The sequence below is a fragment of the Phyllobacterium sp. YR620 genome, assembly GCF_900104165.1.
Lineage (GTDB): Bacteria > Pseudomonadota > Alphaproteobacteria > Rhizobiales > Rhizobiaceae > Phyllobacterium > Phyllobacterium pellucidum.
Genome location: NZ_FNJP01000001.1, coordinates 895,533 through 909,949, shown reverse-complemented (window position 1 = coordinate 909,949; position 14,417 = coordinate 895,533). Strand labels below are relative to the sequence as shown.

16 protein-coding genes are annotated in these 14,417 nt (G+C 60.1%); 9 read left to right on the top strand and 7 right to left on the bottom strand.

Translation table 11 applies throughout. From position 1 onward, the window contains the following. Positions 1–16: 16 nt before the first annotated feature. Genes BLR72_RS04245 through BLR72_RS04235 form a run of 3 tightly spaced genes read left to right on the top strand, consistent with a single transcriptional unit; the run spans position 17 to position 2,211 of the window. Positions 17–730, top strand: coding sequence for an ABC transporter permease (locus BLR72_RS04245; protein WP_027231710.1), 714 nt, complete (start codon positions 17–19; stop codon positions 728–730). Then, the gene (locus BLR72_RS04240) at positions 727–1,563 is read left to right on the top strand and encodes an ABC transporter permease (protein ID WP_091945431.1); all 837 of its coding nucleotides are present in this window, start codon (positions 727–729) and stop codon (positions 1,561–1,563) included. Before BLR72_RS04245 ends, BLR72_RS04240 begins: the two co-directional genes overlap by 4 nt. Positions 1,564–1,590: 27 nt before the next feature. Next, positions 1,591–2,211, top strand: coding sequence for a glutathione S-transferase family protein (locus BLR72_RS04235; RefSeq protein ID WP_027231712.1), 621 nt, complete (start codon positions 1,591–1,593; stop codon positions 2,209–2,211). A gap of 7 nt (positions 2,212–2,218) precedes the next feature. On the opposite strand, the gene BLR72_RS04230 is transcribed toward BLR72_RS04235, so the two are convergent. After that, positions 2,219–4,678 carry a penicillin acylase family protein gene (locus BLR72_RS04230; RefSeq protein ID WP_091945429.1) on the bottom strand — a complete coding sequence of 820 codons (2,460 nt, stop codon included), beginning with the start codon at positions 4,676–4,678 and terminating at the stop codon, positions 2,219–2,221. Between the two features lie 62 nt (positions 4,679–4,740). On the opposite strand from BLR72_RS04230, the gene BLR72_RS04225 reads away from it, so the two are divergent. After that, positions 4,741–5,610: an NAD(P)-dependent oxidoreductase gene (locus BLR72_RS04225; protein WP_091945427.1), complete on the top strand. Its 870-nt coding sequence runs from the start codon at positions 4,741–4,743 to the stop codon at positions 5,608–5,610. Positions 5,611–5,628: 18 nt separating this feature from the next. Here the strand turns inward: BLR72_RS04225 and BLR72_RS04220 are convergent, their stop codons facing one another. The 4 genes from BLR72_RS04220 to BLR72_RS04205 all read right to left on the bottom strand — a co-directional run bounded on the left by BLR72_RS04220 (position 5,629) and on the right by BLR72_RS04205 (position 8,174). After that, a complete protein-coding gene (locus BLR72_RS04220) occupies positions 5,629–6,108 on the bottom strand; it encodes an Lrp/AsnC family transcriptional regulator (protein WP_027231714.1) in 480 nt (159 codons plus the stop codon). A gap of 193 nt (positions 6,109–6,301) precedes the next feature. Next, complete coding sequence (locus BLR72_RS04215; protein ID WP_091945424.1) at positions 6,302–6,922, bottom strand: uracil-DNA glycosylase family protein; 621 nt, start codon at positions 6,920–6,922, stop codon at positions 6,302–6,304. A 2-nt stretch (positions 6,923–6,924) separates the two neighbouring features. Then, positions 6,925–7,536: a glutathione S-transferase gene (locus BLR72_RS04210; protein WP_091945421.1), complete on the bottom strand. Its 612-nt coding sequence runs from the start codon at positions 7,534–7,536 to the stop codon at positions 6,925–6,927. Continuing rightward, positions 7,533–8,174: a thermonuclease family protein gene (locus tag BLR72_RS04205; RefSeq protein WP_091945419.1), complete on the bottom strand. Its 642-nt coding sequence runs from the start codon at positions 8,172–8,174 to the stop codon at positions 7,533–7,535. Before BLR72_RS04205 ends, BLR72_RS04210 begins: the two co-directional genes overlap by 4 nt. 157 nt (positions 8,175–8,331) lie before the next feature. Between BLR72_RS04205 and BLR72_RS04200 the strand changes: the two genes are divergently transcribed. Further along, a complete protein-coding gene (locus tag BLR72_RS04200; RefSeq protein ID WP_091945416.1) occupies positions 8,332–9,852 on the top strand; it encodes a sensor histidine kinase in 1,521 nt (506 codons plus the stop codon). A gap of 88 nt (positions 9,853–9,940) precedes the next feature. Next, the gene (locus BLR72_RS04195; RefSeq protein ID WP_091945413.1) at positions 9,941–10,387 is read left to right on the top strand and encodes a DoxX family protein; all 447 of its coding nucleotides are present in this window, start codon (positions 9,941–9,943) and stop codon (positions 10,385–10,387) included. Between the two features lie 31 nt (positions 10,388–10,418). Here BLR72_RS04195 and cobT read toward each other — a convergent pair whose 3' ends face one another. After that, positions 10,419–11,438 (bottom strand): nicotinate-nucleotide--dimethylbenzimidazole phosphoribosyltransferase, encoded by a 1,020-nt coding sequence (cobT, locus tag BLR72_RS04190; protein WP_091945410.1) that lies wholly within the window; start codon positions 11,436–11,438, stop codon positions 10,419–10,421. 125 nt (positions 11,439–11,563) lie between these two features. Between cobT and cobS the strand changes: the two genes are divergently transcribed. From cobS to BLR72_RS04175, 3 genes are read left to right on the top strand one after another with little or no spacing between them, the layout of a single operon-like run. After that, complete coding sequence (gene cobS, locus BLR72_RS04185; RefSeq protein WP_091945407.1) at positions 11,564–12,331, top strand: adenosylcobinamide-GDP ribazoletransferase; 768 nt, start codon at positions 11,564–11,566, stop codon at positions 12,329–12,331. 19 nt (positions 12,332–12,350) lie between these two features. Continuing rightward, positions 12,351–12,584 carry a DUF1289 domain-containing protein gene (locus BLR72_RS04180; protein ID WP_091945404.1) on the top strand — a complete coding sequence of 78 codons (234 nt, stop codon included), beginning with the start codon at positions 12,351–12,353 and terminating at the stop codon, positions 12,582–12,584. A 5-nt stretch (positions 12,585–12,589) separates the two neighbouring features. Continuing rightward, the gene (locus BLR72_RS04175; RefSeq protein WP_091945401.1) at positions 12,590–13,294 is read left to right on the top strand and encodes a TIGR02281 family clan AA aspartic protease; all 705 of its coding nucleotides are present in this window, start codon (positions 12,590–12,592) and stop codon (positions 13,292–13,294) included. 95 nt (positions 13,295–13,389) lie between these two features. Here BLR72_RS04175 and dusA read toward each other — a convergent pair whose 3' ends face one another. Beyond that, positions 13,390–14,391, bottom strand: coding sequence for a tRNA dihydrouridine(20/20a) synthase DusA (gene dusA, locus BLR72_RS04170; protein ID WP_244506611.1), 1,002 nt, complete (start codon positions 14,389–14,391; stop codon positions 13,390–13,392). Between the last annotated feature and the right edge of the window lie 26 nt (positions 14,392–14,417).

The following is a 14,417-nucleotide window of genomic DNA, read 5'->3' as shown; positions in this document are numbered from 1 at the left end:
GAAAAAGAAAGTCGCTATGGAAGGCTCAATTGCATTACTCGGTTTTGGCGAGGGCGGATGGGGCCCGAGCATTGCCAGCGGTGTCCTCGTGACGGTAAGTTTGGCGCTGGCGACGCTGCCCGTGGGGCTGGTGATCGGTTTCTTCGTTGCGCTTGGCAAGCAATCGCCTGAACCGTCGGTCAGGCTTGCCTCCAACATGTACACGACAATATTCCGCGGCCTGCCCGAATTGCTCACGCTGTTCGTCGTCTATTTCGGTGCGCAGATCGGTATCCAGAAACTCGCGGTGCTTGTCGGCTATACCGGTACCGTTGAAATCAATTCGTTTATCGCCGGCATGTTCGCGCTTGGCGTGGTGTTTTCGTCCTACGCCAGCGAGGTGTTCCTCTCGTCGTTCCGGGCAATCCCGAAAGGCCAATATGAGGGCGGCTATGCCATCGGCCTTTCAAACGGCCAGACGATGCGCAAGGTCATCCTGCCGCAGTTGATCCGTATCGCGCTGCCTGGCCTTGCCAACCTCTGGATGATCCTTCTCAAGGATACAGCACTCGTTTCCGCAATCGGCCTTGCCGACATACTGCGCCAGACCGGCGTTGCGGCTCGGGTAACCAAGCATGCTTTCCTGTTCTTCGGCACAGCCTGCATGATCTATCTTGTCCTCGCTGTCGTCTCTTCCTTCTTCATCGACGGCATTGAGCGCTGGGCTGCCAAGAGCGGGGTGAAGCGATGACCCAGACCTTTATCAACGCGCCGGCGCCGACAACGATGCGCCCGCCTGCCCCACCCCGGCGCTGGACGAAACCACGTATCGTCGGTAACGGGCTGGTGGCGCTGTGGGCCGCTCTGATCCTCGGCCTTGTATTTTACCTCTATACGGCCTGGGATCCGGAGGTCATCGGGAAATATGCGCCGAGCTACTGGGCCGGTCTGAAAACAACGATCGGCCTTGTCACGGCGTCGATCATCCTTGGCGCGATTCTGTCGGTACCGGTTGTCCTAGGCCGGTTGAGCAAAAACCGCATCATCGCGTCGATTGCCTATGGCTATGTTTATTTCTTCCGCGGCACACCGCTGATCGCGCAGGTGTTTTTGATCTATTACGGCCTCGGTTCATTCAAGCCGTTTCTGGAGGCGATCGGCCTCTGGGTCTTCCTGCGTGAGGCCTGGTACTGCGCCTTGCTCGCCTTCTCGCTGAACACTGCGGCCTACCAGGCGGAAATCCTGCGCGGCGCCATCAGAAGCGTTCCGCTTGGTCAATGGGAAGGTGCCGCATCACTCGGCGTCTCGAAGTTCGTCACCTTCCGCAAGGTGATCCTGCCGCAAGCACTGATCGTCGCCTTGCGTCCCTATGGCAACGAAGTAATCCTGATGATCAAGGGCTCGGCTATCGTCGCGCTGATCACGGTCTACGACCTGATGGGCTATACCCGCCTTGCCTATTCCCGCACCTTCGACTTTCAGGCCTATCTCTGGGCAGCCATCATCTATCTTATTTTGGTGGAAATCCTGCGCCACGTATGGGATTGGATGGAGCGACGCATCACGCGCCATCTCATCCGATAAACTCCCGTGCAGAAGTGATTTCCGGCCATGTTGAAGATTTGGGGTCGCATCAATTCGACCAATGTCAAGAAAGCGCTATGGGCCGCCGAAGAAGTCGGCGTCGCCTATGAGAACATCCCCGCCGGCGGCGCCTATGGAATCGTCGCCGATCCAGAATATCGGGCCAAGAACCCCAACAGCCTCGTGCCGACGCTTGAGGATGACGACCTCGTGCTTTGGGAAAGCAATAGCATCGTGCGCTATCTTGCCGCCAAGTACGGTCAATCGTCGCTCTTAACGGCCGATCCAGCGGCAAGGGCGCTTGCCGAGCGCTGGATGGACTGGCAGATATCGACGCTGGCCGGACCATTCCGGCCCGTTTTCTGGAACACGGTTCGCCTGCGACCCGAGGAACAGGATCACGCGGCAAAAGCCAAGGGCGTTGAAGAGTGCTCACGGCTCTTCGCCATTGTCGATGCAGCGCTTGCGCGCAGCCCCTACCTGTCAGGCGAGACGCTCGGCGTCGGCGATATTCCGCTCGGTTGCGTTGCCTATGCCTGGTTCGAAATGCCGATCGAAAGGCCCGACCATCCCAACCTTGCCGCCTGGTATGAACGGCTGAAACAGCGCCCGGCCTATCAGAAGTCCGTGATGACGCCTCTGACTTGAACCGTTCTCACTTCCCCGGCTTCAGGCTCCAAACGCCCAGCAAACCATCCTGATAGGCGGTCTCGTCGGTCGGGATGGTGATTGCTCCGGTGTTTGCCCATGTCTCGGCAAAGTCGCGATAGTTTGACGAGAACACGTTACCCGACTGACCTGTCGTCTGGATGTAGGTCGAGCGGTCAAGATCGGCTAAATCGAACAATCCACGGTAACTCGTGCCGTGGGTCACCCGGTAGGGATTGCTCTCGTCGGTATAGGCAAACTTGCCGCGGTCGAGCGTGAAGGCCCCGCCGGAAGCTGGGACGGTCACATTAAATATCCGGTCGAGCGGGCTGACCTGCGAAAACGGCCGATGCGCCCCATAGGCATAATGCAGCGCGCCATAGGTCCACGCGTTACGATCCGATCCGAGCCGCGCTTCGAGGTCCTTGAGCGCATCCTTGAGCGACAGCGCCAGGATGTCGCCGCAGCTTTCCTTCTCCGGGGTCCGCCGGTCGTCGCACCAGTCGCGTGCCGGGCTCGGTCCAAGCCAGCGCAGCATGGCGGTGACATGGGCCTGCCAATAGGAGGGCAGCGCATCGCCGAGATCGTCCTCGAGAATGCGCTTGATCGCAATGCGAAGCCAGGCATTGAAGAGCAACGGTTCTATTTTGGCGCGATCCTCGACGAAGTCCCAACCCTTGAGCCTTGCCAAAGCATCCTGATCAACGTCGCTGCGGCCTTCCAGGGCCTTTAGCATCACCGGCAGGAGCACTGCGAAGCCATCGCTGCGGGCGTCGCCCTGCACGTTGCGATTGCTCTCCAACGTTTGTCCGTCTGCGCCAAACACCAGGGTCTTGATGCGATTGAGCCGCCAGGGCTCATCCCAGTCGAAGGTGAGGAAATGCGGATAGCTCGAATCGACGATCTTGGTATTGGCGGTGGCGAGCACATTATCGGCTGGACTGTCGATGCGTGGCAGTTCGCCATAGGGAATGACGCCCTTCCAATCGTAGGTAGCATCCCAGCCCGGCGATGGAGCTCGCCCCATGATCTGGTTCGCGGGATCGCGCACCGGCACCCTTCCGGGCGCAATCATCCCGATATTGCCGTCGACATCAGCAATAACGATAGATTGCATCGGTGTGATAAAATCCTGCATGCCATTCTGGAAGTCGCTGACCGTTGCAAAATCCCACAGCTTGAAGCCCGCCGCGATCGTCTTGTCGTCGCCGGAAAGCGCAGTCCATGACAGGGCCGCGACGGTGCCTTCCGGCATGTAATGGTTGAGGCCGCGATAATCGGCAGGGAGGACGGGGCCGTGGCGCGTCGAGAGACGGTCGAAGCTGACGCTCTCTCCGCCCTTCACCGTGATGTCGATCCGTCTCTTGTCGAAGGCCTGAAAACCCTGCGGTGTCTGGTACTCGTCCGGATTGGCTGGATTGATCTTTTCAACGAAGAGGTCCTGTACGTCGGCGCCGGCATTGGTGAAACCCCATGCCAGCTTGTCATTGCGCCCAAGCAGGACAAGCGGCGCGCCGGGCAATGTAACGCCGACGAGGTTTTTTACCGTGCCGTCGCCCGCTTTCACCTGCAGATGAGCGAGATACCAGATGGCGGGCGCGCTCAAGCCAAGATGCGGATCATTGGCGAGAATCGGCTTGCCGGTTTCGGTGCGTGCACCGCCGACGACCCAGTTGTTCGATGCTCCAGTGGAGACGACGTCGTTGAGCGCGGCGTAGCGGCGTTCCGCTTCCGATGCTCCGGCTTTCAACGTTCCGGATTGAAGGCCGAGCACCTGCCGCAGATCCGGCAGCGGCGGCGGCGTATCGCCCTCGACCGGCGGCTCGAGATCGGTGATCTCCGCATCGCTCATCCCGAGCCGGGCGAATTTCAGGCGCAGGACTTCGTCATCGATATTGGCGCCGAGCGACACCGACATCAGCTTCAGGATTACGATGACGTCCGCAGCCGTCCATTTCTCCGGCTTGTGACCAAGGATTACGAATTCCGGTGAGTATTTGGAGCCGAACGTCGGCGGCGCGCTATCGATAAACGCATTGATTCCGTGCACATAGGCGTCGATCTTGCCACGATCCGCCGCGTCCAGAGATGCGACCGAGCTTTCAGCCGATTCGTAAAGACCAATCGACCGGATGCAACGATCAGTGAAAATGGTCTTGTCGCCGAATATCTCGGAAAGGCGGCCCTGCCCCGCCATGCGGTTCATTTCCATCTGCCACATGCGCTCCTGCGCATGGACGAAACCGAGCGCCATCAGCACATCCTCGACCGAACTGCCGCTTATGTGCGGAACGGCGTTCCTGTCGCGGGTAATGCTGACGGGTGCTGACAGGCCCGCAAGTGTCGCTTCACCTGCAGCCGGGGTAACCGAGCGGGCAAACCAGATATAGGCGAGGACCGAAGCAAGCAATGCTATGGGGATGAGCGAGAAGACAATCCACAATAGGCCTTTGATGATACGCCGCATTGTCCTAACGTCCCCCGAAGCCACACTTACACAACGACCTATCTGACAGAGGAATTTACGCAATGGCAACAGTCGCTTTTATTGGCCTCGGCGTCATGGGCTACCCGATGGCCGGTCACCTGAAATCACGCGGCGGCCATGATGTTACTGTCTTCAACCGCAACAATGCGAAGGCGGAGAAATGGGCCGACGCATTTGGCGGCAGTCACGCGCCGACGCCTGCGGCAGCCGCAGAAGGCAAGGATTTCGTCTTCTCCTGCGTCGGTAATGATGACGATCTGCGATCCGTGACAATCGGCGAAAACGGCGCCTTTCATGGCATGAAGCAAGGCGCAATCTTCATCGACAATACGACGGCCTCAGCTGAAGTCGCCCGTGAACTCGACGCGGAAGCGCGCAAGCGAGGCTTCCACTTCCTCGATGCGCCGGTTTCGGGCGGACAGGCAGGTGCGGAGAACGGCGCTCTGACGGTGATGGTCGGCGGCGAAGCAGACGCGTTCGAGCGGGCCAAGCCGGTCATTGAATCCTTTGCAAAGATGGTCGGGCTCATGGGTTCTGCCGGTGCGGGGCAACTCACCAAGATGATCAACCAGATCTGCATCGCCGGCCTCGTCCAGGGCCTTGCCGAGGGAATTCACTTCGGCAAGAAGGCCGGTCTCGACATCGAAAAGGTGATCGAGGTCATTTCCAAGGGCGCGGCCGGATCCTGGCAGATGGAAAACCGCCACAAGACCATGAATGCCGGGAAATATGATTTCGGCTTCGCCGTGGACTGGATGCGAAAGGACCTTGGAATCTGCCTGGCGGAAGCGGAACGCAACAAGGCCAAGCTGCCGGTTACTGCGCTGGTCGACCAGTTCTACAAGGACGTGCAGGAAAGCGGTGGCAGCCGCTGGGATACGTCATCGCTCCTGGCGCGGCTTGAGAAGTAGGCGAGACCCGGCCTGGACTCAGGCCGGCTCCTTCTCGATACTCATATAGTCGAGGGGCAGTTCCGTCGTGTATTTGATCTGCTCCATGGCGAAAGCCGAGGAAACGTCGCGAATGTCGATCTTGGTGATGAGGCGCTTATAGACGGCGTCATATGCGGCAATATCCGGCACGACCACGCGCAGGAGATAATCGACGTCGCCGCTCATGCGATAAAATTCAACGACTTCCGGGAAGTCCTGCACAACCTCCGAAAAACGCTTGAGCCACTCGTTCGAATGCGAGCCGGTCCGGATCGAGACGAAAACAGTCACCCGCGTATTGACGCGCACGGGATCGAGGATGGCGACGCGGCGCTGGATCACGCCGTCTTCCTCGAGCTTCTGGATGCGCCGCCAGCACGGCGTCGTCGAAAGCCCCACCTTCTTGGCGACATCCGCCACCGCGAGCGTTGCGTCTTCCTGCAAAAGGCGAAGGATCTTCCGGTCGAGTCTGTCCATTTGCGTGTTCCCCTTACTGCGCGCTGCCCGCTGGCCGCACAAACAACGCAGTAATTGTTTGAATTTGCGCACAAACCGTTCGGTTTTGGCTCATGCCCTGGAATGAGATACTTTATGGTCTGATAATCATCGAGCGTACAAGAAAATTATTCCAATCTTTATAATTCTCAAAAAAATTTCGTGCATATATTCACTAAGTTAGAATCCTGACCTTCTCCCGCAGCGCCGGAAGAACGTTATCTGCGAACCAAGGGTTTTTCTTCAGCCACCCGCTATTGCGCCAGGATGGATGCGGCAGCGGCAAAATTGCCGGACTGGTACTTGCGACAAGGTAATCCTGCCAGTTCTGAACCGTCGCCGTCATGCCGCGCCGGCGCCGGTCACGAAGGTGATAGGCCTGAGCATATTGGCCGATCGTCAGGATCAGTTCGAGTTGCGGCATCGAGCCGAAAACGCGTTCGTGCCAGGTTTCCCTGCACTCGCGCCTTGGCGGCAGGTCGCTGCCATGCGCATCATAGCCGGGAAAGCAAAAACCCATCGGCACAATGGCGAATTTGTCGGCATCATAGAAGATCGTTCGGTCGACACCCAGCCACTCGCGCAGCCTGTCACCCGAAGGGTCGTTGAACGGGATGCCGGAATTGTGCACGCGAATGCCGGGTGCCTGCCCGCAAATGGCAATACGCGCCGTGGATGAAAGAATGCAGACCGGGTTTGGCTCATGCGGCAGTGCCGGGCCGTAGCGCGGAGCATCCCGGCAAATCCGGCACGCCTTTATCTCGGCCGAAAGCGTGCCAAAGTCGGCGGTGGACATTGTCACGCCTTGGCGCTTGGCCGGCCGGATACCGCAACATGCCAACGGCGCAAATGCTCCAACTCCTCTGGTATCTGCAACTTGGCCGGCTTCAGGAAGTCTGTTGCAACGAGCAAGGTGATGTCGGCAATGGAGAATCGGCTCCCGGCAATAAACTCGTTCTGTCCCAGTTGGTCATCGACGATCTTCATATATTGCAAGGCCTTGGGGCGGTTTGCTTCGCCCCAGGCGGGAACCTGTGGCACTTCCCATTCGATCATGGCGGGGTGGGTATGGCGGAAGGCGGCGGTGATCGCCGCCATGAGATAGAGCTCGACGCGCCGGTTCCACATTTCCACCATGGCCTTGCCAAGTGCGCCGACGCCGAAGAGCGGAGGCTCCGGGTGCATCTCCTCGAAATAGCGGGAAATCGCCACTGACTCGGTCAGGATCGTGCCGTCATCGAGTTCGAGGATCGGCAGGCGCTGCAGCGGATTGAGGGCTGTGATCCGGGCGGACTTGTGCTCCATCGCTCCCATATCGATTGGGACCAGCTGCACCTCGATGCCCTTCTCGGCAAGGAAAATCCGCAATCGGCGCGGGTTGGGCGCTCGCCCTCCATCATAGAGTTTCACCACAATCCTCCCAATAGCCGGCCGAGCCAGGCAAAAAGCTCATCCATGGGACCTGGCAAGGATTTCGGCGCTTGTTCGTTGGCAGCCGCCTCATGTTCCCTGCGCCAATCCTGCGGAGTCTCGAATTCAATGGCCCATAGACCCCGCCTCGCCCGCACCGCTTTCGCTTCAACGTCATGATAATCGCCATAGGCGACTGCCTGTCCAGCCTCGACCATAGCGCGATTGAGATTGATGTCACCTGAATAACAGGTGGCGAGCGTCCGGTCGTATTTGTCTTTCCCGGATGCCTCGCAGCGGACATCCCGTCCACCGACGAAGCCTATCAGCGCCTGACGCGAAGCATGCCCGCAGCCCGTCGCAGCCTGCCCATTCCCGCAATCCTGCGCAAGCTCCGGCGCGTCGATCCCCTTGAGACGGATTCGATTGCCGGAAATCGAGACCGTGTCACCATCGATGACATAGACCCTGCCGGCAAGCGATTCTGCCAGCGGACGCACGTTTAGCCGCGCCGCAAGCAGTGCCACAAGCGCGAAGAAGATAATCATCAGCGCGAAATCGAACGCACGGCGCCAAGGCGGGCGCTGCGCCTGAACAGGCCGCGGCCATCGGCGGCGATACCTGCGATAGCTGCTCATTGGCAAACCATGAGAGTGTGTGGCATCTGGCGCTCGTGCCTGGCTTCAATCATTCGAATCGCAGCAATGGGTTTGATTCTCTATTAATCATTTCTGAATAGGGTTGCGATGCAATGCTGCCGACAAGTGCAGATTTGGGCCATCTGGAACGAGGCATATGGCATCGCTAGACGCAATCTCAGCAGACAAGAACATTGTTGACCGGCGCAAGCTGCCGCGCAACAAGGACCTGTCGGCCGTCATGCGCGGCGCCCGTGACCAGTTGATGGAACGCGCCGGCGGCAACCATCTCGAGCGCGAATTGCTGTTCATGCACACGCGCGCCCTGATCGTGAACACGGCAACCTTCCCGCTCCTGATCGTCATGATCGCCGGTGTCGGCGTCTTCTCGGGTTTTGGCGGCAGCATCATCGTCTGGGCCCTGGTCACCATGGGCCTTTACATGCTTCTCGGCCTGCTGGCACGCAGACTGGCAAAGCGCGGCATCGCCAATCGCCACGTCCATAAATGGCAGATGATTTTTCTCGGCGGTCACTTCATGACCAGCATTGGCTGGGCCTATTTCGCCGTACTCGATTGCGCGCCATGCGGCATCAGCTACTACCCTGTCGTCAAGGCCGTGGTGATCATCCTCGCAATGGCGATTACGGCCATCGTCACCTCCGCCTTGCGCGCCGCGATCCTTGCCGCTTTCACGCTGCCTGTCGTCGCCTATACGCTGCTTGCGGCCAAGCAACTCGGCAGTCCGCTTTCGGCCATCATGGTGGTTATGCTGTTTGCCGGCCTCATCTTCTTCTACCTCGTAGCGCTCCGGCTTAACCAGTCCGTCGCCATAACGCTGGCTCTCCAGGCGGAAAAGGACGCGCTGATCGCTGAACTTGAAACAGCCAATGCCATGTCCGACGAAGGGCGCAGGCGCGCCGAAGAAGCCAACCTTGCGAAATCACGCTTCCTCGCCTCGATGAGCCACGAACTGCGCACGCCGCTCAATGCCATTCTCGGTTTTTCCGAAGTGATGGCCAAGGAAGTGCTTGGGCCGATCGAGAACGGCACCTACCGCGAATATGCGAGCGACATTCATGCATCCGGTGAGCATCTCCTCAATTTGATCAACGAGATTCTCGACCTGAGCCGCATCGAGGCTGGCCGGTACACGATCAACGAGGAGCCTTTGCTTCTCGCCGATATCGCCAATGAGTGCATCCACATGATGAAGCTCAAGGCGCGCAACAAGGATATCACTATCGTTCCGCAGTTCGAGAAGGGCATGCTGCGCATCAAGGCCGATGAACGTTCGATCCGCCAGATCGTGCTCAATCTCATGGCCAATGCGATCAAGTTCACCCCGACCGGCGGGCGCGTCCACATCAAGGTTGGCTGGACAGCGGGCGGCGGGCAATATCTGACGATCCGCGACAATGGCCCAGGCATTCCGCCGGAGGAAATTCCCGTCGTCCTCTCGACGTTCGGTCAGGGCTCGATCGCCATCAAGAACGCCGAGCAGGGAACCGGCCTCGGCCTTCCAATCGTCCAGGCCCTCGTCAACCTGCATGACGGTCAGTTCCACCTGTTTTCGAAATTGCGGGAGGGCACCGAGGCGCTTGCAACATTCCCGCGCAGCCGTGTCATTGCTGACGAAGCCAGGCGCAGGGGTGTCCCGCACCGAAAAGCTGCTTGAAACACTCCACTTCAATTTATTGTCATTTGCCCTGGCGTGAGCGCGTCTGCATTGCTGGCGTTAACGCAACGAAATCAACGGGTAACCAATGAATGCCAACGGCAATGACCGCCCTCTCATCATCCCGGCGCTCGGCCGCATCTACCAATCGCTCGGCGACCTTTCCGAGACGATCCTGCGTGTCGTCACCGGTGCGGCACTCATTGTCCATGGATCGGGCAAGATCGCCAATCCTCTCGGCGCAGTCGGCATGGTCGAGGGGCTCGGCTTCTACCCCGGCGTCTTCTGGTCGCCTCTCCTGGCTGCCACAGAGTTCTTCGGGGGCATTCTGCTCGTGCTCGGGCTCTTGACGCGCCCCGCCGCCTTCGCAACGACGATCGTTCTTCTCGTCACCATCTACTACCACTGGATCGTGCAGGGACAGGGTTGGGGCGGCTCGGAAAAGTCGATCCTCTGGACGGCTATCCTGTTTTTCTTCGTCATTCGAGGCGCAAGCCGTCACTCGCTCGACGCGAGGATCGGCAAGGAGTTCTAAAAACGAAGGCCCGCTTGCGCGGGCCTTTGTGTCAATCGCGGTTGCTGACGCCAGCCTGGTCGAAGGTCGCCATCCCGGAGTGGCAAAGCGCTGCGGCCTTGACGATGCCGGCTGCAAGCGCCGCGCCGGTGCCTTCGCCGAGCCGCATCCCAAGGTCGAGCAGCGGCTTCTTGCCGAGTTGCTCGAGAACCTTGCGATGGCCCGGCTCCGCCGAGACATGCCCGAAAAGGCAATGATCGATCGCCTGCGGATTGGCGCGGTGCAGGATCGCAGCGGCGGCAGTCGCAACATAGCCGTCGATGATAACGGGGATTTTCTCGACGCGCGCTGCGAGGATGGCGCCGACCATGGCGGCAATCTCGCGCCCGCCGAGCCGGCGCAGGAGTTCGAGCGGATCCTTGAGATGCGACGCGTGCAAGGCAACTGCCGTGCGGACAGCTTCGATCTTGCGACGCAGGCCCTCACCATCGGCGCCCGTGCCCGGGCCGACCCATTCTTCAGCCGTGCCGCCATAGAGGCCGTGGAAGATCGCGGCGGCAATGGTCGTATTGCCAATGCCCATCTCACCGATGCAAAGAAGATCGGTGCCGCCGGCAATCGACTCCATGCCGAACGCCATCGTCGCCGCGCAGGTCTTCTCATCCATCGCCGCTTCCTCGGTGATGTCCGCGGTCGGATATTCGAGTGCGAGGTCGAAGACCTTCAGGCCGAGATCGTAGGCGATGCAAATCTGGTTGATTGCAGCGCCGCCCGCGGCAAAATTCTCGACCATCTGTGCGGTGACCGACGACGGATATGGCGAAACCCCCTTGGCGGTGACGCCATGATTACCGGCAAAGACCGCGACCAGCGGACGCGTGACCTGCGGGCGCGAACGGCCGGTCCATGCTGCGATCCACTCCACGATCTCTTCCATGCGGCCCAGCGCGCCCGGCGGTTTCGTCAGCGTCGCATCGCGCTTGCGCACAGCCGCGACGGCGGCTTCGTCGGGTCCGGGCAATGTCTCGATCAGCGTGCGAAAATCGTCAAACGGCAGGCCAGTGGTCATGATGGTCCCTTGCGGTCAAGTCTTCATGGCAAATTAGAAGTCCACGTCCTATAAGCGCTGGATCGAAAAAGGCAAAGGTCAACACGCGCCACAGAGTGTCGCGGCTTCCATATTGAGAGGTGTGCGGCATGGATTTGCTCAACGAGACGATGCGGGCGCTCGCTTTCCTCTCGCGACTGCCGGTTTCGTCGCGCTGGTTCCGCGATTATGACGGCGCGCTGGCAAGTTCGGTCCGCGGCTTTCCCCTCGCCGGGATCATCATCGCCCTGCCCGCGGCACTTGTGTTGTTGGTGACATCGTCGCTGCCGGCCTTTGCAAGCGCGCTGCTCGTCACCGCTGTCTTGGCCGTGACGACAGGCGCTTTGCATGAAGACGGCCTCGCCGACGTGGCCGATGGCTTTTATGGCGGAAACTCGCCGCAGCGCCGGCTGGAAATCATGAGGGATTCGGCGATCGGCTCCTATGGCACCCTCGCCCTTATCTTCAGCGTGCTCCTGCGTACTGCATTGCTTGCAACGGTCATCGGCGAAGTCGGTTCTTTGCAGGCGCTCGCTGTTCTTATTGGAACCGAGGCCGCGAGCCGCGCCGCACTTGCAAAGTTCTGGCAAAGCCTGCCCTCGGCGCGTCCTGGCGGCGTTGCCGACCGGGCCGGCGTTCCGACCACCAATGCCGCCAATTCTGCCCTCGCCATAGGTGGCGTCGTGCTTGCGGTGGGCTATGGCTTTGCCGCCGGCATCCTCGCAGTCATCGCCGCCGGCGCCTTGGCCACCCTTGTGTTTTTTGGCTTTGCCGCTCTCTGCCGCGCAAAGATTGGCGGCCAGACCGGCGATACGCTGGGAGCCCTGCAGCAGTTCGTCTCTATTTCCCTGCTGCTTGGGCTTGTCATTGTCCTCTGATCATACCAATTGTTGAAACATGAGCATCATAGAGTCACCGTGCATCCTCGTTTGCGCCATCGACATGAAGACCGGGTACTGCTTCGGTTGCGGTCGCACGCGCGAGGAAATCGCGGCATGGTCGAACTTTTCGCCGGAAGCCCGGCGCGCGATCATGGCGGTCCTGCCGTCCCGCCTCGAAACAGTCGAGCGGCGTCCCCGCCGCGAAACCCGCCGCAGCCGCATGGCGCGCGAGCGCGAAGAGGAGGCCTGACCAGCATGGGCCGGCTATTCTGGATTATCATTGCACTGGTCGGCGCAGCCTTGCTCCTTCTGATGGCCAACAGTGACGCCGGCTCGACCTTCGGCATGGCCAATGACGATTTTGCCCGCTTTGCCTATATGGGCATCTGGGGCATCGTGCTCGCCTCTGCGCTTCTCGGCTCAGGCATCCGGCTCGGCCATTTCCTGCGCAGCATGGCAATCTGGATCGTCATCATCCTCGCCCTCGTTGCCGGTTATCAATATCGCTATGAATTGCAGGATGTCGGCCACCGCATTACCGCCGGCCTTATTCCCGGCAGCCCGATCTCCAACCGTGATGCCAATGGTTTGATCACGGTGACGCTGGCGAAATCGGAAAGCGGACATTTCGAGGTGCGCGGCGAGGTCAACGGCGCGACGGTGCCGTTCATGGTCGATACCGGCGCTTCCTCCATCGTCCTTTCGGCCGGCGATGCACGCCGGGCCGGGCTCGATCCCGACAAGCTTGCCTATGCCACGTCCGTGCTGACCGCGAACGGCATGGCCAAGGCCGCCAACGTCACCCTGGACGAGGTCAAGATCGGCGCTATCGAGCGGCGCAACGTCCGCGCCATGGTGATTCAAGACGGCCGCATGGACGGCAGCCTGCTCGGTATGAACTTCCTCAACTCACTCAGCGGCTTTTCGATGCGCGGCGACCGACTGGTGCTTTCGGATTAGTCTCACTGCCGTCCGCAAGAACACTGGTGAATTCTGAAGGACGAGTGGGTCCTTGAGAAAAGAGCCCGATGACGACGGCGATTGCCTCCTCCCGGTCACGCCGCCTCGGCGGCGGCGTTGCCGATGCCCTCATAGGCACGGCGGATCACCGAACTGTCGGCGTCAACGCGATTGGCCTCCGTGGAAAGCATTTGACGCCACCGGCGCGCGCCAGGAGCGCCATGGAACATGCCGACCATGTGCCGTGTGACGTGCGAGAGCCGTCCACCACGGGCAATATGCGCATCGGAATAGGCGCACATGTGGTCGATGATGCCCTCGATCGTCGGCGAAACCGTCGGCTCGCCATAGATCCTGCGCTCGACATCGAGGAGAAGCAGCGGATCCTGATAGGCCGCGCGCCCGACCATCACACCATCAACGTGCTGCAGGTGCCGTTCAGCCTCTGCGAGCGACTGGATACCGCCATTGATGCCAATGAATTTCGCAGGATTGTCCTGCTTCAGGCGATAGACGCGGTCGTAGTCGAGCGGTGGAATCTCGCGATTTTCCTTTGGCGAAAGGCCCTTGAGCCAGGCTTTGCGCGCATGCACCCACAAGGCATCCGCCCCTGCCGCAAAGACACGGCCCGTCAGATCGTCGAGGGCGGCTTGCGTGTCCTGGTCATCGACGCCGATACGGCACTTGACGGTCACTGGTATCGCCACTGCCTGTTTCATCGCGTCGATGCAAGCCGCGACGATCTCGGGCGTTTGCATCAGGCAGGCGCCGAACGCACCCGACTGCACGCGGTCCGACGGGCAACCGACATTGAGGTTGATTTCCTTGTAGCCCATGGCCTCGCCGATGGCTGCCGCCTGCGCCAGCTTCGACGGGTCCGATCCGCCAAGCTGCAGCGCAACAGGATGCTCCTCGGCGTCGAAACCGAGGATTTTTTCGCGCTTGCCGTGGATGGCAGCATCAGCGACGACCATTTCGGTATAGAGCAGCGCGCGGCGCGTGAACTGGCGATGCAGCATTCTGCAATGCCGATCGGTCCAGTCGATCATCGGGGCCACGGCGAAGATATTTTCTCCGCTGGCATAGAGGTTTGCCATCAAATTCATCCAGGTCGTTAAGCTGA

What these genes read in the sequence shown, in the direction of transcription:
- BLR72_RS04245 (WP_027231710.1), top strand. Translation starts at nt 17, where the DNA reads ATGGAAGGCTCAATTGCATTACTCGGTTTTGGCGAGGGCGGATGGGGC.
- BLR72_RS04240 (WP_091945431.1), top strand. Translation starts at nt 727, where the DNA reads ATGACCCAGACCTTTATCAACGCGCCGGCGCCGACAACGATGCGCCCG.
- BLR72_RS04235 (WP_027231712.1), top strand. Translation starts at nt 1,591, where the DNA reads ATGTTGAAGATTTGGGGTCGCATCAATTCGACCAATGTCAAGAAAGCG.
- BLR72_RS04230 (WP_091945429.1), bottom strand. Translation starts at nt 4,678, where the DNA reads ATGCGGCGTATCATCAAAGGCCTATTGTGGATTGTCTTCTCGCTCATC.
- BLR72_RS04225 (WP_091945427.1), top strand. Translation starts at nt 4,741, where the DNA reads ATGGCAACAGTCGCTTTTATTGGCCTCGGCGTCATGGGCTACCCGATG.
- BLR72_RS04220 (WP_027231714.1), bottom strand. Translation starts at nt 6,108, where the DNA reads ATGGACAGACTCGACCGGAAGATCCTTCGCCTTTTGCAGGAAGACGCA.
- BLR72_RS04215 (WP_091945424.1), bottom strand. Translation starts at nt 6,922, where the DNA reads ATGTCCACCGCCGACTTTGGCACGCTTTCGGCCGAGATAAAGGCGTGC.
- BLR72_RS04205 (WP_091945419.1), bottom strand. Translation starts at nt 8,174, where the DNA reads ATGAGCAGCTATCGCAGGTATCGCCGCCGATGGCCGCGGCCTGTTCAG.
- BLR72_RS04200 (WP_091945416.1), top strand. Translation starts at nt 8,332, where the DNA reads ATGGCATCGCTAGACGCAATCTCAGCAGACAAGAACATTGTTGACCGG.
- BLR72_RS04195 (WP_091945413.1), top strand. Translation starts at nt 9,941, where the DNA reads ATGAATGCCAACGGCAATGACCGCCCTCTCATCATCCCGGCGCTCGGC.
- cobS (WP_091945407.1), top strand. Translation starts at nt 11,564, where the DNA reads ATGGATTTGCTCAACGAGACGATGCGGGCGCTCGCTTTCCTCTCGCGA.
- BLR72_RS04180 (WP_091945404.1), top strand. Translation starts at nt 12,351, where the DNA reads ATGAGCATCATAGAGTCACCGTGCATCCTCGTTTGCGCCATCGACATG.
- BLR72_RS04175 (WP_091945401.1), top strand. Translation starts at nt 12,590, where the DNA reads ATGGGCCGGCTATTCTGGATTATCATTGCACTGGTCGGCGCAGCCTTG.
- dusA (WP_244506611.1), bottom strand. Translation starts at nt 14,391, where the DNA reads ATGGCAAACCTCTATGCCAGCGGAGAAAATATCTTCGCCGTGGCCCCG.